The sequence below is a fragment of the Frigoribacterium sp. PhB24 genome (genome assembly GCF_003755185.1).
GTDB lineage: Bacteria > Actinomycetota > Actinomycetes > Actinomycetales > Microbacteriaceae > Frigoribacterium.
This window is the reverse complement of sequence record NZ_RKIC01000015.1, coordinates 94,416-114,067: the sequence shown is the minus strand read 5'-3', so window position 1 is coordinate 114,067 and position 19,652 is coordinate 94,416. Positions and strand designations below refer to the sequence as shown.

Here is a 19,652-nt window from a genome sequence, read left to right as displayed (position 1 = left end):
GCCCGTCGTCCCGTTCGCGCGGGGTGGCGGGCCGTGGTCGATGCGGCGGGTTCCCGTCCTCCGCGGCGGATCGGCGCCGACCCGCCGCCGAGGACACGGACCCGCCGCAGCCGGGTAGAACGAGAAGCACACGAGGCAGGGAGGCGCGCGATGGCGGGCAAGGGACGCGGCGAGACCGTCGAGGTCGGCGGGCACCGGCTGCAGCTGACCAACCTCGACAAGGTGCTCTACCCCGACGCGGGCACCACCAAGGCCGACGTGCTGGGGTACTACGCCTCCGTCGCCGAATGGATGCTGCCGCACGTCGAGGGCCGCCCGGCCACGCGCAAGCGCTGGGTGAACGGCGTCGACGGCGAGGTGTTCTTCGAGAAGAACCTGCCCGACTCCGCACCCGACTGGGTCGCCCGGCACACCATCGAGCACAAGGACCACGCGAACGTCTACCCGATGGTCAACGACGTGGCGACGCTCACCTGGCTGGCGCAGGTCGCCGCGCTCGAGGTCGACGTGCCGCAGTGGCGGTTCGGGCCGAAGGGGGCGCAGCGCAACCCCGACCGGCTGGTGCTCGACCTCGACCCGGGCGAGGGCGTCGGCCTCGCCGAGTGCGTCGCCGTGGCACAGCTGCTGCGGCCCATCGTCGAAGGCATGGGCCTCGAGCTGATACCGGTCACCAGCGGCAGCAAGGGCGTGCACCTCTACGCCCGGCTCGACGGGAAGCAGACCAGCGCCCAGGTCGGCGAGGTCGCCCACGAGCTGGCCCGCGCGATGGAGGCCGACCACCCCGACCTCGTCCTCAGCACCATGGGCAAAGCCGACCGCCGGGGCAAGGTGCTGCTCGACTGGTCGCAGAACAACGGGAACAAGACGACGGTGGCGCCGTACTCGCTGCGCGGTCGGTCCCGACCCACCGTGGCCATGCCGCGTACCTGGCGCGAACTCGCGTCGAAGGCGCTGGTGCAGCTCGAGTACACCGACGTGCTCTCGCGGCTGAAGAGGCGTGGTGACCCCCTGGCCGACGTGTCGGCGCACGTGCCGGTGCCGTCCGGTGAGCTGGGCGAGGACTTCCGCAACACCGAGTCCGCCGACCACGACCCCGTCGAGAAGACGCGCGACCGCCTCGAGGTCTACCGGTCCAAACGGGACGCGTCGAAGACCGCCGAGCCCGTGCCCGCCGACGCCCCGGCCTCGACCGACGGCACGAGCTTCGTCATCCAGGAACACCACGCCAGCTCGCTGCACTGGGACTTCCGCCTCGAGCACGACGGCGTGCTCGTCAGCTGGGCGCTGCCCAAGGGCGAGCCCGACGACCCCGGCACGAACCACCTCGCGGTGCAGACCGAGGACCACCCGCTCCAGTACGGCACGTTCGAGGGCACGATCGCCAAGGGCGAGTACGGCGCCGGCGAGGTCACGATCTGGGACTCGGGCGAGTACGACCTCGAGAAGTGGCGCGACGGCAAAGAGGTGATCGTCGTGCTCCACGGCGAGCAGCGCGGCACCCGGCGCGTGGCACTGATCCACACCGGGCACGGCGGTGGGCGGGCCGAGTCGAACTGGCTGATCCACCGCATGAAGGACGACGCCGACGACGGCGACGACGGCGGGCACGGCGGGCAGAGCGCTCACGGCCGCGGCCACGGAGCAAGCGGCCACGACACCAGCGGCCGCAGCGCGCGGTCGCGTGTCGGCAACTCCTCCCGTGCGTCGTCCACGACCGGCGGTTCCCCCGGGAAGCCGGGCCGCGCCTCCTCGGCTCGCGACACGGAGCAGGAGTTGCCCGCACCCGACCCGGTCGCGCCGATGCTGGCGACGACGGGCGACGCGCACGACGTGGCCGAGGGCGGGTGGGCGTTCGAGATGAAGTGGGACGGCATCCGCGCCGTGGCGGTCGTCCACGACGGCGCCGTCACGCTGACCAGCCGCAACGGCAACGACCTGACCCCGGCCTACCCCGAGCTGCAGGTGCTGGCCGAGCGGGTCGACGGCGACGGAGGCGCGGTGCTCGACGGTGAGATCGTCGCCGTCGACGAGAAGGGTCGCCCCGACTTCGGCCTGCTGCAGACGCGCATGGGGCTGACACGGCCCCGCGACGTGACCCGGGCGGCGAAGGGTGCACCCGTCAAGCTGTTGCTCTTCGACGTCATGCGGGCCGAAGGGCGCTCGCTCGTGAAGGACGAGTACGACGACCGACGCGAGGTGCTCGAGCGGATCGTCGAGAGCGGCGGGGCGATCGACGTGCCCCCGGCGTTCGACGGCGACCTGGAGGCGGCGGTCGCCACCTCGAAGCGCCTCCGGCTCGAGGGCGTGGTCGCGAAGCGACGTGACGCGGCCTACAGCGCCGGCCGCCGCTCGCGGGCCTGGATCAAGATGAAGCACCACCAGACGCAGGAGGTCGTGATCGCCGGCTGGCGCCCCGGAGCCGGCCGGCGGGCGGACGGCGTCGGCTCGCTGCTGATGGGCGTGCCCGGCGACGACGGGCTGCGCTACGTCGGCCGGGTCGGCACCGGGTTCACCGACCGCGAGCTCGACGAGCTGCTGCCCTCGTTGCGGGCGGCCGAGCGGAAGACGAGCCCGCTCGTCGGCGTGCCCGCGGTCGACGCGCGGGACGCGCACTGGGTCACCCCGTCACGGGTCGGCGAGGTGTCCATCGCCGAGTGGACCTCGACCGGGCGGCTGCGACAGCCGAGCTGGCGCGGGTGGCGGCCCGACAAGTCGCCGGACGACGTCGTCCGCGAGGGGTGAGGCCGCACACGACGCCAGAAGATGGGCATGACACCAGGAGAAAGCCTGGCGCTGTGCCCATCTTCTGGCGTCGTGTCGTGGGGGTATCGGTCTGCGCCCGTCGGGTGTTGAGTGCAGCATGAGCACACCTCCCCCCGCTCCGGCCCCGACCGACCCCGCGACCCTGCGCGGCCGGCGCGTCGTGCTCGTGGTCGCCGTGCTCGCCTCGTTCGTGGCGTTCCTCGACGGGTCGATCGTCACGGTGGCCCTGCCCGCGATCGCCCGCGAACTCGGCGGGGGCACGGCCGGTGGTGGCGCGGCCGGCGACGGCGCGGCCCTCGCCCTGCAGCAGTGGGTGGTCGACGCCTACCTGCTGACGCTCGGGTCGCTCATGCTCGTGGCCGGCTCGCTCAGCGACACGTTCGGCCGGGTGCGGGTGCTGCGCGCGGGGCTGATCGGGTTCGCCGTGACGAGCGTGCTCGCCGCCCTCGCCCCCGACCCGGGCCTGCTGATCGCCGCCCGGGCCCTGCAGGGCGTCACCGCGGCCCTCCTCGTGCCGAGCAGCCTCGCCCTGATCACCTCGACGTTCAGCGGCCCCGCCCAGGGCAGGGCCATCGGCAGCTGGACGGCCTGGACGGGCGTCGCGTTCCTGATCGGCCCGCTCACCGGCGGCGCACTCGTCGACACGCTCGGCTGGCGGTGGGTGTTCGCCGTCGTCGTCGTACCCGTCGTGCTCACCCTCGTGCTGATGACCCGGCTGCCGGGCGACGCGCACCGGGGACGCGAGGGCGCTCCCCCGCGGGTCGACGTGGCCGGCGCCGTGCTCGCGGCGGTCGGCCTCGCCGGGCCCGTCTTCGCGCTGATCGAGGGTCAACGGGTCGGGTTCGACGCCTGGTACGTCGTCGTGCCGCTCGTGGTCGGCCTCGCCGCGCTCGCCGCCTTCGTCTGGTGGGAGCGCCGCACGCCCGCCCCGATGATGCCGCTCGCGCTGTTCCGCACGCGCACCTTCACGGTCGGCAACCTGGCCACGGTCGGCATCTACGCGGCCCTCAGCCTGGGTACCCTGACGATCCCGCTGGTCGTGCAGGAGCTGGCCGGGCTGCCGGGGACCCTGGCTGGGCTCGTCACCCTGCCGACGACGATCGTGTCGCTGGCGTTCTCGACCCTGTTCGGGACGCTCGCCGCGACGCACGGCCCCCGCCTCTTCATGACGGTCGGGCCGCTGATCACCGCGAGCGGGTTCCTCTGGATGCTGCTCGTGCGGGACCCGATCGACGTCTGGTGGCAGGTCGTGCCCGGCGTGGTCCTGTTCGGCTTCGGCCTGTCGGTGACCGTGGCACCACTGACCTCGACGGTGCTGTCGCAGATCCCGCCGGGGCAGTCGGGCATCGCGTCGGCCGTCAACAACGCCATCTCGCGGGTGGCCGGCCTGGTCGCGGTCGCCTTCCTGGGCGTCATCGCAGGAGGCGCGCTCACGGTGGGCGGGTTCCACCGCGTCGTTCTCGTCGTCGCCGTGCTGCTCGGGGTGAGCGCGCTGGTGTCGTTCGTCGGCCTGCGCCACCGCACCCGCGCCTCCTGAGCCGGGCAGCGCGGACGGTGGCCCGCACGACGTGTCAAGCCCCGTCCCCACCCATTGCCCTCGAGTCGCCTGTGACCCTACGATGAGCCACACGTGAGCCGCCCTCGTTCGGGGGTGGCTCCAGCTCTGTCGTGAGACAGCCGTGATTACAAGGGAGTAATCGTGTCCGCTGCCCCTGCCCGCTCCTCCTCGACCCCTCGATCGCGACCGGCCCGTCGTCCGCGCCGCGGTCTCGCGATCGCCGCCGCGACCGCGGCCGCGGCCCTGCTGCTCAGCGGCCTGCCAGCGATCGCCGCGCAGGCCGCCCCGGTCGACCTCGCCCGCTTCGGCACGGTCACCGCCTCGGCGAGCCAGGCCGACGGCGACGGCACGTTCCCCGCCGAGGACCTCATCGACGGCGACGCGGCGACCCGTTGGGCCAGCGGCAACGGACCCGACGAGGACGTCGAGTTCACCGCGTCCGTGATCGTCGACCTCGGCGGCACCGCCCGCGTCGACGCGATCGGCCTCGACTGGGAGACCTCGTACGCCACCGACTACACCGTCGACCTCACGTCGGGCGACCCGACCCTGGCCGAGAGCTGGACCACCGCGCAGACCGTCACGAGCGACGGAGGGCGCGACGACGTCGCCCTCTCGACCCCGACCGACGCCCGCTACGTGCGCGTGAGCATGCTGAAGCGCGCCGCCGCCACCTGGGACGCGCCCCGCGAGCACTTCTACGGCTACTCGGCCTTCGGCCTGCAGGTCTTCGGCGAGGCGCAGACGCGCTCGGTCACCTTCGACCGGTCGACCGCCACCGTCGCGGCCGGCCAGACGCTGACCGCCGGTCTCAGCCTGACCGGTCCGAGCGACGAGCCGGTCACGGTCCGCGTGCGCTCCACGGGCGGCACGGCCACCGCCGGCACCGATTACGCGTCCCTCGACGAGACCGTGACCTTCGCACCCGGCGAGACCAGCGCCTCCGTCGCCCTCGTGACGACGTCGACGGGCGCGCTCAGCCCCCGCAGGACGATCGAGCTGACCGCGTCCGAGCCGAGCGAACCGACCGTCGTCGGCACGCGCGCCACGCTCGCCGTGACGCTCACCCCGACCGGCGCCCTGCCGAACGTCGGCGCGACGACCGTGCTCGACGACTTCGAGGGCGGCGTGCCGACCGGCTACTTCGGCTGGGGCCAGAGCCCGGCCGTCACCCCGGCGCTCGACACCGTGGAGGCGCAGCGCGAGGGGGCGACGGGGGTCCAGGCCCTGCGTGCCACCGTCGCCGGCCCGACCACCGCCGAGAGCTGGTTCGGCTTCTCGCACGACGTCCCCGCCACCGACTGGAGCGACCACGACGGTTTCTCGTTCTGGTTCCGGGGCACCGCCTCGGACCTGCCCCTGCACTACGAGCTGAAGAACGGCGACGGCGCCCTCTTCGAGCAGACCGTCGTCGACGACAGCGCCGACTGGAAGCAGGTCAGCGTGCTGTTCGCCGACCTGCGGCAGAAGGGCCAGCCGTCGAGCGACCTACGCTTCGACCCCTCGGCCTCGACCGGCTTCGCCGTCACCCTCACCGGTCTCGGTGCCGGGGCGTGGCAGTTCGACGACGTCGCCCTCTTCGACCGCGCGACGATGATCGAGGACTTCGAGGGCGACGTGCCGCTCGGCACGACGGCCGACCCGGTCGGTTTCTTCACCTGGGGCTCCCCCGCCCCGCTCGAGCCCACGATCAGCCGCGACGTCACCGTGCAGGAGCGTGACGGCCGCGCTGACAACCACGTGCTGAGCGGTACCTCGTCGATCCCGGCCGGTGGCTACGGCGGCCTCAGCCACAACCTGGCCGACAGCCAGGACTGGTCGAGCTATCAGGGCCTGCGCTTCTGGTGGTACGCCTCGCAGGCGAACAATCCGGCCTCGCCGACGGCGGGCGCCGACATCAAGGTCGAGATCAAGGACGGCAACCCGGCCGGTGGCAGCACCGCGGAGACCAGCGAGCTGTGGGCGACGACCTTCAAGGACAACTGGGGCAGCAGCACCAGCCGCTGGAAGCTCGTCGAGCTGCCGTTCTCGGCGTTCACCCCGTCGGGCTACCAGCCGGGTGACACGGCGACGACGAACGGCACGCTCGACCTGACGAGCGCGTTCGGCTACTCGTTCACCTTCACCCCGGGCACGCCCGCCCCGGTCGGCTACGCCATCGACGACACGCAGCTCTACGGCACCCCGGCGAGCGCCGCGTCGGTCACGGTCGACCCGTCGCAGGACGTCTACCTGGTGGACGCCGGCGGCTCGGTCGAGATCCCGCTGACGGTCACGACGGCCGGTGACGAGCCGCTCGCGTCCGACGTGTCGGTCGACTGGTCGACCGGCGACGGCACGGCCGTCGAGGGCACCGACTACGACGCGGCATCGGGCACCGTGACGTTCGCGGCGGGGACCGCCTCGGGGACGGCACAGCCCGTGACCGTGTCGACCCGCGCCTCCTCGGGGGCCGCCGAGTCGAGGGAGTTCGCGGTGTCGCTCGCGTCGACCACGGCCAAGGTCGGCGACGGCCCGCGCGTCGTGATCGGCGCGCACGACCTGCCGTACCTCGACCCTTCGCTGCCGACGGCCGACCGCGTGGCCGACCTGATCGGTCGGATGACGCTCGACGAGAAGGTGGGGCAGATGGCGCAGGCCGAGCGACTCGGCCTGTCGTCGCCGCAGGACGTCAGCGGACGCGCGCTCGGCTCGCTGCTGAGCGGCGGCGGCTCGGTGCCCGAGGGCAACACCGCGGTGGCGTGGGCCGACATGGTCGACGCGTACCAGCGTGAGGCGCTCTCGACCCGGCTGCAGATCCCGATGGTCTACGGCGTCGACGCCGTGCACGGCCACAGCAACGTGGTGGGCGCGACGATCTTCCCGCACAACACCGGCCTCGGCGCGACCCGCGACCCGGCCCTCGTCGAGCAGATCGCCCGGGTGACGGCGACCGAGGTGCGCGCGACGGGCGTCCCGTGGACCTTCGCTCCTTGCCTCTGCGTCTCACGGGACGAGCGCTGGGGTCGCAGCTACGAGTCGTTCGGTGAGGACCCCGACCTGGTGCGCACCTTCGCCGCCCCGTCGGTCATCGGCCTGCAGGGCGAGGACCCGACCGACATCGGCGGTGCCGACGAGGTGCTCGCCACGGCCAAGCACTGGGCCGGCGACGGCGGCACGAGCTACGACGACTCGGTGGCCGGCACGGGTGCGTACCCGATCGACCAGGGAGTCACGCACGCCGACTCGCTCGAGGACTTCACCCGGCTGCACGTCGACCCGTACCTGCCGGCGCTCGAGGCGGGCGTGGGGACGATCATGCCGTCGTACTCGGCGGTCGACCTGGGCGACGGGCCCGTGCGCATGCACGAGAACGCGGCGCTGAACAACGACCTGCTCAAGGGCGACCTGGGGTTCGAGGGCTTCCTCATCAGCGACTGGGAGGGCATCGACAAGCTGCCTGGCGGCAACTACGCCGACAAGGCCGTGCGCTCGGTCAACGCTGGACTCGACATGGCGATGGCGCCGTACAACTACGGTGCGTTCATCGACGCGATCGTGGCGGCCGTCCGCTCGGGCGACGTGGCCGAGTCGCGGGTCGACGACGCCGTGCGGCGCATCCTCACCCAGAAGTTCGACCTCAACCTGTTCGAGCAGCCGTTCGCCGATCGGACCAACGTCGACGGCGTCGGTTCCGCCGAGAACCGTGCCGTGGCCCGTCAGGCCGCCGGCGAGTCGCAGGTGCTGCTGAAGAACCAGGGAGGCGCGTTGCCGTTGGCCGCGGACGCCGACCTGTACGTGGCCGGCTCCACCGCGGACGACCTCGGCCGCCAGATGGGCGGCTGGACGATCAGCTGGCAGGGCGGGTCGGGCGACACGACGACCGGCACGAGCATCGCCGAGGGCATCCGCGAGGTCGCGCCCGGTGCGTCGGTCACGCTCAGCCCCGACGCGTCGGCACCGATCGGCGCCGGTCAGACCGGTGTCGTGGTGGTCGGCGAACGCCCGTACGCCGAGGGTCAGGGTGACGTGCCGAACAACGGGTCGAGCCTGTCGTTGACCGCGTCCGACCAGGCGATCGTCGACGAGGTCTGCGCCGCCACGGAGTCGTGCGTGGTGCTCGTCGTCTCGGGCCGCCCGCAGCTGCTCGGCGACGTCGTGAGCGTGGCCGACGCGGTCGTCGCGTCGTCGCTGCCCGGCTCCGAGGGCGCGGGCGTCGCCGACGTCCTGTTCGGCGACCGTCCGTTCACCGGACGCCTGCCCGTGACCTGGGCGGCGAGCGCCGACCAGGTGCCGATCAACGTCGGCGACGCCGACTACGAGCCGCTCTACCCGTACGGCTGGGGTCTGCGCACCGACGGTGCCCGCGAGCGTCTGGAGGCGCTGGTCGGCTCCCTGCCCGAGGGCACGACCCGTCAGGCGGTCCAGGCCGTGCTCGACGCCGACGTCTGGGACGGTGACGGTGCGGTGACGGACGCTGCCGCCGCGCTGCGCCTCCTGCTCGCCGCCGTCGCCCCGGTCGGCGGGACCGACCTCGGCACGATGGCCACCGCCGACGACCTCGTGTCGGTCGCCCGCGACCTCGCCCAGGCGGCGATGGTCGACGGCAGTGCGGCCGACGGGTCGGCGTCCCTGACCGCCGACGCCGAGAACGCGCTGCAGCGCGGGCTGCCCGACGTGGCGCTCGAGGGCTTCGCCTCGGTGCTCGGCGTCGACCTGGGCGTCGTCGAACCGACGAAGGTCGTCGTGCCGGGCACGCTCGACCCCGCGACCGCCCGCCCGGGCGACACGGTGTCGATCACGGCGACCGGCTTCGTCGCCGGTGACGGCCTGGCGGGCACCGTGTTCTCGGAGCCGCAGTCGATCGGCGAGACGACCGCCACGGCGGCCGGTGTCGGCGTGCTGCGGTTCGTGGTGCCGGCCGATCTCGAGCCGGGTGCGCACGTCGTCGAGCTCGAGGGGTCGGGGCAGATCGCCCGGGCCACGCTCACGGTGCTCGCCGCGGCCGGACCCGGTGACCCGGGGACGCCCGGTGGCGGGACGCCGGGCACGCCGGGCACGCCGGGCACGCCGGGTACGCCGGGTGGCGGCGGGCCGGGCAGCGGCTCGGGCTCGGGCTCGGGCTCGGGCGGCACCGTCGTGGCGTCGCCGGTCGGGCTCGCCTGGACCGGATCGGGCGAGTGGATCGGCATCGCCGTCGCGGCGTTCCTGATCGTGGCGCTCGGGGTCGCCCTGCGGCTGCGTCGCCCCCGCGACCGGAGCTGACGCCCCCGCGCCGCGCCTCCGCCGGTCGTTGCTCCCCAAGAACCCCGTTCCGGACGATGAACCCCGATTCTTCGGGGTGCATCGTCCGGAACGGGGTTCTTCGTCGCGACTCGAGGGCCTTCGTCGGACTGTCCCGCCCGGCGTTCGACCCGGCGCTCGCCGGGCAGGTCGAGATCGGTTGGCGGCTCGCCCGCGAGGCCTGGGGCCAGGGGTTCGCGACCGAGGCCGCGCGTGAGGCCGTCCGGTTCGCGTTCGACCCGTCCGGTGCCGACCTGCCCGCCCTGATCAGCTTCACGGCGGCGGTCAACGAACCGTCCCGCCGCGTGATGCTCTGCCTCGGCATGACGCACGACCCCGCTGACGACTTCGAGCACCCCGCGCTGCCGCCCGGCCACGCGGTGCGATCGCACGTCCTGTACCGGCTGCGCCGCCCCTCCTGACCCTCGCCGGCACACCGGTTCCGTTCTGTGGACCGCGACGGCACGGGGTTCACCGCGCTGCGGGCCCGACGCCGATCAGCCCGTCGTCCGCGTCCGCTCCCGCGCCCCCGGCGGCGAACGCCTCGCCCACCTCGTCCAGCGGGATCGTCCCGCCCACGAGTGACTCGAGCGGCCACCTCCGCCAGGCCTCGGACGACCACGCGACGGCCGACGCCAGCCGCTCGGGTGCGGCGTCGTGCGCGCCGGTCAGCGTGACGAGCCCCTCGGCGAGCCGACCACCGGCCACGACGACGTCACGCCCGCCCGCCACGGCGCGCCCACCCGACACGGTGCGCCCACCCGCAGGGGAGCCCGTCCCGGACGCAGCGCTCCCCGGCACCACGACGCTCCCGAGCACCACGACTCCCCCGACGGCCACGTGATCGACCAGTGCCGATGCCGCCGCGCCTCCGTCGAACGCGAGCCCGACCGTCCGGTGGCGCCCCGACCGGTCGACCGACGCGAGCACGCGCGACAGGGTGTGCGACCCGGTCGACGCCGAGGGGTCGGCCACGGCGACGGCTCCGAACGCGTGCGCCCGCTCACGCCGCGCCTCCCCGGGGTCGACGACCACGACGCGTGCCCCGGCGTCGGTGGCCATCGCCGTCGCGACCAGTCCGGCGGCACCGGCTCCCGACACGACGACGACCTGATCGACGAGCGACGGCACCCCGCCCACCGCGAGAATCGAGGAGGCGCGGTGCAGCACCTCGGCGGCCGTCGCGCTCGTGCCCGCCACCGACGCGGACACGGCCGCGGGCACGTCGTCCGCGACGACCACCACGGTGGTCCCCCGGCGCAGGTGGACGTGGCTGGCGAACGCACCGGACAGCTGCCAACTGCGGCGCGTGCGCTCGTGACCGTAGCGCTCGACCGACGCGCACGCCGAGGTCATGCCCCGATGACACGACACACACCGTCCGCACGAGACCGTGCACGACCAGACCACGCGCATGCCGGGTCGCAGTCGCCGCCCGTCGTGGGCCCGCGCGTGGTCGTCGGCCTCGACGACGCGCCCCACGGCCGAGCTCCCCAGGACGACGGGCGGCGTCACGCCACCCCGGAAGGCGACGGCCCGCCGATCGTCGGGACCGAGCACGGCCGACTCGACGGCGACCAGGGCGTCCCCTCGGGCGAGACGCACCCCGGGCACCGCGACGTCGCTGAACCCGAGCCCGGTGCCGAGCCAGACCTGCGCGGTCGCGGGCGGGTCGAGGCACACGTCACGGCCGTCGAGCACGGGACGCATGGGGTCGGCCGGCAGCCGCCCCGCCTGCGTCGCCCTCGACATCGTCCCCGCCCCTCGCGCCCGGTCGCCGGTGCACGCGACGACCCTACGCAGGGCAGGTGGCGGCCCGGCGAAGCCCCGGCGTCCACCCGGTGAACGCACCGAGCCGTCGAGTGGGCCGAAGATGCTGTCGCTCACCTCATGACCAGCATCTCCTGCCCACTCGAGCACCGGTCGCGAGTTCCGGCAGCAGCGCAGGAGGCGCGGGACGGGTCAGGCGACCGGCGCCAGCCCCAGCGCCCGGATCACGTCGTCGGCCTCGTCCTCGGGCGACCGGCCGGCGTCGACCACGACGTGTCGTTCGTCGGCCTCGGGCGGTTCGAGCGTCGCGACCTGCGAGTCGAGCAGCGTGGTCGGCATGAAGTGGCCCTCGCGGGCGGCCATGCGGTCGCCGAGCAGGTCGCGGCTGCCCCGCAGGTAGACGAAGACGACGTTGTGCTCGCGCAGCACGTCGCGGTACTTCCGCTTGAGCGCCGAGCAGGTGATGACGCCCGGCACGCCCGCCATGGCGTGTTCGACGATCCACGACGAGACCGTGTCGAGCCAGGGCGCCCGGTCGTCGTCGTCGAGCGGGGTGCCGGCCGCCATCTTGGCGACGTTCTCGTCGGGGTGCAGGTCGTCGCCCTCGTACGAGTCCCAGCCGAGCCGCTCGGCGAGCAGGGCCGCGACCGTGGACTTGCCCGAACCCGACACGCCCATGACGACGAGGACGGGGTCGGCGGCGTACGGCCCGCCTGCCGGCACCGCGCCTCCTGCGGTCGCCGCGAGCCCCGAGGAGGCGCGGCCGGCGTTCTCGAGGACGGCCATCAGATGAACACGCTCGCGAGCATGACCCCGGCGAGGGCCGTGAGGCTGAGGACGCACTCCATGAGGCTCCAGGTCTTGACGTTCTGTCCGACGGTGGTGCCGAGGTACTCCTTGATGAGCCAGAAGCCGGCGTCGTTCACGTGCGACAGGAACACCGAGCCCGCGCCGATGGCGAGAACCAGCAGCGACGCCTCGGGGGTCGACATGTCGGCGGCTAGCGGGGCCATGATGCCGGCGGCCGTGACCGTGGCGACGGTGGCCGACCCGGTGGCGACGCGGACCAGGGCCGCGACGACCCAGGCGACCAGCAGGACGCTGACGCCCGACTCCGAGACGGCGTCGCCGATCACGGTGCCGATGCCGGTGTCGATCAGCACCTGCTTGAACCCGCCACCGGCTCCGACGATCAGCAGGATGCCCGCCACGTCGGGCAGCGACGACCCGAGGGTCTTCGACACGGCCGCCTTGTCCATGCCGCCGGCTCGGGCGTAGAAGACCATGGCGTAGAGCACGGCCACCGTCAGCGCGACCACGGGCGTGCCGAGGAACTCGAGCAGGTCGACCCAGGTGCCCGTGGCCGTCGGCAGCGCCGCCTCGCGGATCGATCGGGCGAGCATGAGCGCGACGGGCAGCAGGATTCCGACCAGGGCGTTCGCGAAGCTGGGGCGCTTGCGCGCCGGTCCCTCACCGCCGTCCTCTTCTTTCGAGACGAAGAGGTCGGGCACCGGCACGGGCGCCCACTTCGCGGCGAGCGTCGAGAACAGCGGACCGGCGACGATGACGGTGGGGATCGCGACGAGCACGCCGAGCCCGAGGGTGAGGCCGAGGTCGGCACCGACGGTCGACACGGCGAGCAGCGGCCCGGGGTGCGGCGGGACGAGGGCGTGCATCGCCGAGAGGCCGGCGAGCGCCGGGATCGCGATGCGCATGAGGGGCAGGCCCGAACGGCGCGCGACGAGCACGATGACGGGGATCAGCAGCACGAGGCCGACCTCGAAGAACATGGGCAGGCCGATCAGCGCGCCGATCAGGGCCATCACCCAGGGCAGTGCCCTCTGAGACGAGCGCGAGATGAGGGTGTCGACGATGCGGTCGGCTCCCCCGGAATCGCTCAGCAGCTTGCCGAACATCGCGCCGAGGCCGATGAGGATGCCGACGCTCGTCATGGTCGAGCCGAAGCCGGTACCGAAGCTCGTGACGGCGTCGCCGGGCGCGAGGCCCGCGCCGATGCCGACCCCGACGGCGCCGAGCAGCAGCGCGAGGAACGGGTGGACCTTGAGCCAGGTGATGAGGCCGACGATCACGACGATGCCCACGAGGGCCGCGATGATCAACTGCGCGTCGGTGCCCGAGGGCGTGGGGGCGGCGGTCGCCGCAGCGAGGAGGTGCATTCCGTCGCGTCCTTCCGAGGACGCGTCACTGCGACCTCTTCGTCGTGGGCCGGAGCCCGTGGGGTTGTCGTCCGGATGAGCCCGACGGATGTCTGGCAGTCTTGTCTCGCGGACGAGTCGGATTAGTGTGAATAATCAGACTTATGGAGTGTGCCACAGTCGGCACGACCGCGCCACCCCGCCTTCCGCCCCCTTTCTCCCCTAGGAGTCGACGATGACCCCCGGTCTCTCCGCATCACGGGAGCGCGGCCTGCACGCCCGCGTGGTGGACGTCCTCGGCACCGAGATCGTCGACGGACGGCTCGTCGTGGGCTCCATCCTGAACCTCGACGACCTCGCCGTCCGCTTCACCGTCTCGCGCTCCGTGCTGCGCGAGGCCCTGCGGGTGCTGCAGTCCCTCGGCATGGTCGAGCCACGTCAGCGCATCGGCACGCAGGTGCTCCCCCGGACGTCGTGGGACCTCATGAATCCCCAGATCATCCTCTGGCGGGGGCGCAGCCCCGAGTACTTCGTGCAGATGCGTGAGCTGCTCGAACTGCGGCTCGGCCTCGAGCCGGTGGCGGCCCGGTTGAGCGCGCGAGCGTTCACGCCCGACCAGGCCTCGGCCGTCGAGGACGCGGCCCGCACGATGGTCGCGGCCGCGGCGTCCGGGGACGGCCGCGCCTACCTCGAGGCCGACGTCGCGTTCCACGGTGCCGTGCTGCGCGGCTCGGGCAACGACGTCATCGGGCACTTCGCGTCGACCGTCGAGGCCCTGCTGCGCACCCGGACCGAAGAACGCCGGTTCACCATCACCGAGTACACGCCCGCGGCGGCCGAGTTACACCTCGACCTGGCCCTGGCGATCCGGTCCGGCGACGCGGACGCCGCCTTCTCGCGCTCGTGGCAGCTGATCGACACGACCGTGGCCGAGTTCGTCGCCGAGTCCGGCGGCTCCCCCGCGACCTGACCCGCGCCTCCCGCCCCACCGCCGCGCGCCTCCCGCCCCACCGCCGCGCGCCTCCTGCCCTCTCGGCGCGCACGGCGGACACACCGAGGAGGCGCGGTGGACGCACAGCCGCCCGTCACGTCCCGTTCACGCACCGGTCGCCCCCGGGGTGGAGCATCGACGCATGATCTCGCTCAGCGCCCTCGTGAAGCCGAAGGACGGAATCCACTCGGTCCGCCTGCTCGAGAAGAGCCTCCGCGACCACTACGAGAACGTGCCCGTCAAGGATCACCAGTACCTCGTCCGCTTCGCCGACGGCCCCGCCCTGGTGACCGACGAACTCGCGGGCCTGCGGGTCGACGTCGTCGTCTCGGACGAGCGGGCCGCGACGCACTTCCGGGAGGCGCTGGCCGGCGAGATCGCGACCCGCGTCCTCGGGCGGTCCGTCGACGTCGTGTGGTCGCGTCCGGCCACCGTGCCCGCACCGCTGCGCTGAAGCACCACGGGCCCGTCCGGGGTCAGCCGCCCTCGGCGTCGGCCGCGACGATCAGCTTGGTCATGGTGCGGTGCAGCACGACCAGTTCGTCGTGCGTCACCCCGAGCCGCGCCATCATGCGCCCAGGGATGCTCTCGGCCTCACGCCTCAGCTCGCCACCGGCCGGGGTCAGCTCGATCGACAACGCCCGCTCGTCGTCGGCCCGTCGCCCGCGGGTCAGCAGCCCTTGGGCGTCGAGCCGCTTCAGCAGCGGACTGAGCGTGCCCGGGTCGAGACGGAGCAATCGGCTGAGCTCACGACCCGACAGCGGTGCGTGCTGCCACAGGGCGAGCATGACGAGGTACTGCGGGTGCGTCAGCCCGAGCGGCTCGAGCACCGGCCGGTAGGCCGCCACGACCCCCCGCGACGCGACGGAGAGCGCGAAGCAGATCTGACTCTCGAGCTCGAGCGGGTCCGCGCCCGCGGTGCCGACGGCGACCGCGGCTCTGTCAGCGCTCATGCCCGGGGCGCCGGGCAGTGGACCATGGTGCGGACGCCCGTGCGGTCGACGACGTGCTCGTCCATCGGCGCACCGCAGAGCGGGCAGGCACCGCCGTGCTGAGGCGCGACCGCCGGAGCCTCGTTCTTCAACCCCAGCTGCGCACCGCCGATGTACGGCCGCAGCCGGGCGTTCATCCGCTCGACCAGGTCGCCGAACCTGCTGCCGTGGTCGTGGTGCCGCTCAGGTCTCGTCATGGTCTTTAGCCTACCAACGATTGGTGCACCAACGACAGATCTCGAAGACCTCGCGCACACGTTCGCGCCCGCCCCGACGAACGGGACGGGCGCGAGATCGAGGAGGCGCGGGTGGCGCCGGTCAGGCGACCTTGCGCCCCTGCGCCAGCGTCTGGTGCGCCCGGGCGGCGAGTTCGCCGCGGACGAGCACCTCGTACCGGCCGGCTTCCATGGTGCGCACCGACGAGAAGTCCCGACGACCGCGCAGCATCTTGTGGCCGACGAAGCCCCACAGGGCTCCCCACAGCGCGCCGAGGCCGACGGCGACGAGCAGCACGCCGATCCAGGCACCGGTCGGGGCGAAGATGCCGAAGAGCAGGCCCAGCAGCAGGCCGAACCAGGCCCCGCCACCGGCGCCGCGCCCCGCGGCCTTGCCCGAGGTCAGACGGCCCGAGACGTTCTCGACGGTGCGGATGTCGTGTCCGACGATCGAGACGCTCTCGACGGGGAACCCCTCGTCCGACAGCAGGTCGACGGCCGACTGGGCGTCCTCGTACTTGGTGAACGAGGCCAGCACCTGGGGGTAGCCCGCACCGGCGAAGGCGCCGATGCCGCCGGGGCCGGGCGTTCCGGTCGTCGGGGGCGACTGAGGCCCGGGCTGGCCGTAACCCGGCTGGCCGTACGGGGCACCCTGCTGGCCGCCCTGACCCGACGTGGCACCCGGCTGACCGGCGGCCTGACCGGCCTGCTGACCCTGTTCGGGCTCGGGCTGCTGTTCGACGCCCTGCGGCGCGTACTCGCCGTAGGCGGGGCGCGGGCGGTCGTCGGGGGTGGGTGTGGTGTCCTGCTCGTTGCTCATGATCCCGTTCTATCGCGCGCACGTCGGCGCGGAGGGAATGCACAGGCGGCCCACAGCATTCCTTGGCCCGCTCCCAGTCGCATCGCCCGCACCGCGGCCCCGGCAAGCACTCCAGGTTCGGCGGGTTCTTGTCCTCGTCGGCGGGTCAGCGCTGACCCGCCGACGAAGACCGTGACCCGCCGACTCCGGCCCCGTGCGGCAGGATCGGGGGATGACCACCACCCACGTCCTCGTGCTCGACTTCGACGGGACCGTCTGTCTGGGCGACGGCGCCGTCCTGACGTACGCGCGCCTCCTCGACGAGGCCCTCGCGGCGACCGACGAGCAGCACCCGCCCCGGCTGGTCGAAGCGGTGCTGGCCCGGTTCGTGGGCAGCCCCCTGGGCGACGAGCCGGCCGGGGTCGACGAGGCGATCGCGTATGCCGACGGGTCGCCCGACGGGTACGTCGTCGCCGAGCGGGTCTCGCGAGCCCTGGGCATCGACGACGTGGCCCGCTCGGCCGCCTACGCCGGGGCCCGAGCGGCCCTCGCGGACGGCCGCCTCGAGACCACGGCCCCCGCGGGGCTCGCCGAGCTGCTGGACTCGCTGCCCGACGCCGTGCACGTCGTGCTCGTGACGAACTCCCCGGAGCACGGCGTCGTCCAACCGCTCGAGCGCCTCGGCCTCGCCGACCGCGTCGACGAGATCGTGACCGACGCGCGCAAGCCGTCCGGACTGGCCGCTGTGCTCGACCGGCTCCGCGTCGACGCCGGACTCGGCGACCGGCCCGACCGTCTGCTCAGCGTGGGCGACATCTGGCCGAACGACCTCGAGCCGGCCGCCGCCCAGGGCTCACCGACGGCACTGGTCGAGCGGTTCCCCGCCCCGGACGCCCGCCCGACGCACCGGGCACCGACGCTGCCCGAGCTGTACCCGGCGATCCGCGCCTGGGCGACCCGCGCCTCCTGAATCGCGTCGCGCCTCCGCGAGACGACCTCACGAGGAGGCGCGCCGCCCGCCGCGACGCCGGTTCAGACCGTCGCCGGCACCACCGCGAAGCGTGCGCCCGGATGGTCCGCCGAGAGGTGCGGGCCGGGGCGACCGAGCATCTGCTCGCGCAGCGTGCCCGTGGCGGGCTCGGCCGGCATCCGACCGCGGCGGCGCAACTCGGGCACGACCAGCTCGGCGAAGTCGGCCAGGTCGGCCGTGCCGAAGATCGGCTCGAGCAGGAAGCCGTCGAGGTCGGTCTCGTCGACCAGGCGCTCGAGCTCGTCCGCGACCTCGACGGGGTCGCCGACCAGCTGCAGGCCCCGCGTGCCCTTGCCCCTGAGGTCGTCGAGGATCTCACGGACGGTCGGCGCCGGTGAACCGTCCTTCGGCAGGAAACGGTCGATGTTGCTCTGACCCATCTGCCCGACGGGCCCGCCGTCGTCCTGCAGCTGGGACAGGTCGCGCGACGGGTCGAGCGAGAGCAGGTCGATGCCGGTGTTGCCCGCGTACAGCACGGCGACGACCTCGTCGGTCTGCAGGTCGTCGAACTCCTTCCGCAGGGCGACGGCCTCGTCGTGGGTCGGGGCGACCGTGACGGTCAGCCCGACCATGATCTTGACCGACTCGGGGTCACGGCCGAGGGCGGCCGCCTTGGCGCGGATGTCGGCGACGTTCGCGGCCGTCTTCGGCACCGTGGTGCCCTGCACGAAGACGCATTCGGCGTTGCGCGCGGCGTAGGCGCGGCCCCGGTCGGACGTGCCGGCCTGGAACAGGACGGGCGTCCGCTGCGGCGACGGGGCGACGGTGAAGTAGCCCGACGACCGGAAGTGCTCGCCGTCGAATTCGACCCGGTGGATGCGGTCGCGGTCGGCGAGGACGCCCGCCTCGGCGTCGCCGCGGAAGGCGCCGTCCTCCCAGCAGCCCTCCCAGAGCGTCATCGCCAGGTCGACGTACTCGTCGGCCTGGTCGTAACGGGCGTCGTGGCCGCGCATCCGGTCGTGGCCGAAGAGCTCGGCGACGGTGTTCTGCGAGGCACCCGTGACGATGTTCCAGCCGATGCGACCGCCCGTGAGGTGGTCGAGCGTGGCGAAACGGCGAGCCGACTGCACGGGGTGGTCGAGGCCGGTCGACGAGGTGACGACGAAGCCCAGGCGCTCGGTCTCGCGGGCCAGCGTCGGGATCAGCAGGGCCGGGTCCATGCCGGGGAAGTTGATGCCTCCGCGGGCCGCGGTCTCGGGCAGGTCGCCGTCGATCGACGGGTAGCCGAACCCGTCGGCGAAGAACAGGAAGTCGAAGCCGGCCCGGTCCAGCAGCTTCGCCATGCCGATCCACAGGTCGAGCCCGTGGTAACCGAGCGAGTCGCTGCGCGGGTGGGACCAGCTGAGGGTGCCGCCGACCTGGGGGCCGGCGACTTCGAACACACCGAGACGGATCTGCTTCATGGCGTCAGTGAACCGGATGGTTCATCCGGAGTCCAGCCCCGAAACAAGCTCTTAACACGGGTGGCCCGTCAGCGGGCGACGGAGGCGGCGCGGACGCGGGTGACGAGCGCCTCGGTCGCGTCGACGGCGGCCCGGTCGACGGCCGCGCTCGAGCCGGCGCTGAGCAACGTGGACTGGAAGCCGCGCCAGAGCGCGACCGTCTCGTGCGCGAGCGACTCGGCTCGCGCCTCCTCGACGCCCTCGGCACGGTACGCCGCCGCGACCTGGCCCACCCACTCGGTGCCGATGTCGCCGAGCAGCGAGGCGTAGCGCTCGCGGTCGAAGCTCGCGAGGCCGAACACCTCGAAGAACAGCCGGTTGAAAGGCTGGTTGACGGGGTCGGACACCGTGCGCCAGACGGTGAGGAGGCGCTGGTCGAGCGGCAGGTCCGGCCCGGCCAGGTGGTCCACGACCCCGACGATGCCCGGGAACCGTCGTTCGGCGCCGTGCAGCGCCGCGACGACGAGTTCCTCCCGGCTGCCGAAGTAGTACAGCAGCATGCGGTTGTTCGAGCCGACCGCCGTCGCGAGGGCGCGCAGGGTGAGCTGGCCGACACCGTTCTCGAGCACGTGGTCGACGACGCGCTCGAGCAGTTCGGCCCTCTTGTCGGACGACTCGCGCGTGGCCATGACCCCGAAACTAACGTCTCGCGAGGTCGGCGACGACGGCAACAC

General features: G+C 73.2%; 15 protein-coding genes. 7 read left to right on the top strand and 8 right to left on the bottom strand.

Features of this window, described 5'->3' with window-relative positions; translation table 11 throughout:
- Window positions 1-150: 150 nt before the first annotated feature.
- The 4 genes from EDF50_RS14760 (at window position 151) to EDF50_RS14745 (ending at window position 10,005) form a co-directional block, all read left to right on the top strand.
- A complete protein-coding gene (locus EDF50_RS14760) occupies window positions 151-2,742 on the top strand; it encodes an ATP-dependent DNA ligase (RefSeq protein WP_123520266.1) in 2,592 nt (863 codons plus the stop codon).
- 118 nt (window positions 2,743-2,860) lie between these two features.
- Window positions 2,861-4,300 (top strand): MFS transporter, encoded by a 1,440-nt coding sequence (locus EDF50_RS14755; protein ID WP_123520265.1) that lies wholly within the window; start codon window positions 2,861-2,863, stop codon window positions 4,298-4,300.
- Between the two features lie 162 nt (window positions 4,301-4,462).
- Window positions 4,463-9,565, top strand: a complete 5,103-nt coding sequence (locus EDF50_RS14750; protein ID WP_123520264.1) for a glycoside hydrolase family 3 N-terminal domain-containing protein — start codon at window positions 4,463-4,465, stop codon at window positions 9,563-9,565.
- Window positions 9,566-9,621: 56 nt separating this feature from the next.
- Window positions 9,622-10,005, top strand: coding sequence for a GNAT family N-acetyltransferase (locus EDF50_RS14745; RefSeq protein WP_123520263.1), 384 nt, complete (start codon window positions 9,622-9,624; stop codon window positions 10,003-10,005).
- 49 nt (window positions 10,006-10,054) lie between these two features.
- Here the strand turns inward: EDF50_RS14745 and EDF50_RS14740 are convergent, their stop codons facing one another.
- The 3 genes from EDF50_RS14740 to EDF50_RS14730 all read right to left on the bottom strand — a co-directional run bounded on the left by EDF50_RS14740 (window position 10,055) and on the right by EDF50_RS14730 (window position 13,530).
- Window positions 10,055-11,335 carry an alcohol dehydrogenase catalytic domain-containing protein gene (locus EDF50_RS14740; protein WP_148076848.1) on the bottom strand — a complete coding sequence of 427 codons (1,281 nt, stop codon included), beginning with the start codon at window positions 11,333-11,335 and terminating at the stop codon, window positions 10,055-10,057.
- 210 nt (window positions 11,336-11,545) lie between these two features.
- Window positions 11,546-12,031: a gluconokinase gene (locus EDF50_RS14735; protein ID WP_233570673.1), complete on the bottom strand. Its 486-nt coding sequence runs from the start codon at window positions 12,029-12,031 to the stop codon at window positions 11,546-11,548.
- A 107-nt stretch (window positions 12,032-12,138) separates the two neighbouring features.
- Window positions 12,139-13,530: a GntP family permease gene (locus EDF50_RS14730; RefSeq protein WP_123520260.1), complete on the bottom strand. Its 1,392-nt coding sequence runs from the start codon at window positions 13,528-13,530 to the stop codon at window positions 12,139-12,141.
- 214 nt (window positions 13,531-13,744) lie between these two features.
- Between EDF50_RS14730 and EDF50_RS14725 the strand changes: the two genes are divergently transcribed.
- Together EDF50_RS14725 and EDF50_RS14720 are read left to right on the top strand one after the other, a co-directional pair.
- The gene (locus EDF50_RS14725) at window positions 13,745-14,479 is read left to right on the top strand and encodes a FadR/GntR family transcriptional regulator (protein ID WP_123520259.1); all 735 of its coding nucleotides are present in this window, start codon (window positions 13,745-13,747) and stop codon (window positions 14,477-14,479) included.
- Window positions 14,480-14,642: 163 nt separating this feature from the next.
- The gene (locus EDF50_RS14720; protein WP_123520258.1) at window positions 14,643-14,954 is read left to right on the top strand and encodes a hypothetical protein; all 312 of its coding nucleotides are present in this window, start codon (window positions 14,643-14,645) and stop codon (window positions 14,952-14,954) included.
- Window positions 14,955-14,976: 22 nt separating this feature from the next.
- Here EDF50_RS14720 and EDF50_RS14715 read toward each other — a convergent pair whose 3' ends face one another.
- The 3 genes from EDF50_RS14715 to EDF50_RS14705 all read right to left on the bottom strand — a co-directional run bounded on the left by EDF50_RS14715 (window position 14,977) and on the right by EDF50_RS14705 (window position 16,527).
- A complete protein-coding gene (locus EDF50_RS14715; RefSeq protein WP_123520257.1) occupies window positions 14,977-15,453 on the bottom strand; it encodes a MarR family winged helix-turn-helix transcriptional regulator in 477 nt (158 codons plus the stop codon).
- The gene (locus tag EDF50_RS14710) at window positions 15,450-15,689 is read right to left on the bottom strand and encodes a hypothetical protein (RefSeq protein ID WP_123520256.1); all 240 of its coding nucleotides are present in this window, start codon (window positions 15,687-15,689) and stop codon (window positions 15,450-15,452) included. The genes EDF50_RS14715 and EDF50_RS14710 overlap by 4 nt, the downstream gene beginning before the upstream one ends.
- A gap of 121 nt (window positions 15,690-15,810) precedes the next feature.
- On the bottom strand, window positions 15,811-16,527 hold the full coding sequence (locus EDF50_RS14705; RefSeq protein ID WP_233570663.1) for a general stress protein: 717 nt from the start codon (window positions 16,525-16,527) through the stop codon (window positions 15,811-15,813).
- Between the two features lie 211 nt (window positions 16,528-16,738).
- Between EDF50_RS14705 and EDF50_RS14700 the strand changes: the two genes are divergently transcribed.
- Window positions 16,739-17,476: an HAD family hydrolase gene (locus tag EDF50_RS14700; RefSeq protein ID WP_123520255.1), complete on the top strand. Its 738-nt coding sequence runs from the start codon at window positions 16,739-16,741 to the stop codon at window positions 17,474-17,476.
- Between the two features lie 62 nt (window positions 17,477-17,538).
- Here the strand turns inward: EDF50_RS14700 and EDF50_RS14695 are convergent, their stop codons facing one another.
- Window positions 17,539-18,939 carry an NtaA/DmoA family FMN-dependent monooxygenase gene (locus EDF50_RS14695; RefSeq protein WP_123520254.1) on the bottom strand — a complete coding sequence of 467 codons (1,401 nt, stop codon included), beginning with the start codon at window positions 18,937-18,939 and terminating at the stop codon, window positions 17,539-17,541.
- 68 nt (window positions 18,940-19,007) lie between these two features.
- On the bottom strand, window positions 19,008-19,607 hold the full coding sequence (locus EDF50_RS14690) for a TetR/AcrR family transcriptional regulator (RefSeq protein ID WP_123520253.1): 600 nt from the start codon (window positions 19,605-19,607) through the stop codon (window positions 19,008-19,010).
- Window positions 19,608-19,652 lie beyond the last annotated feature (45 nt).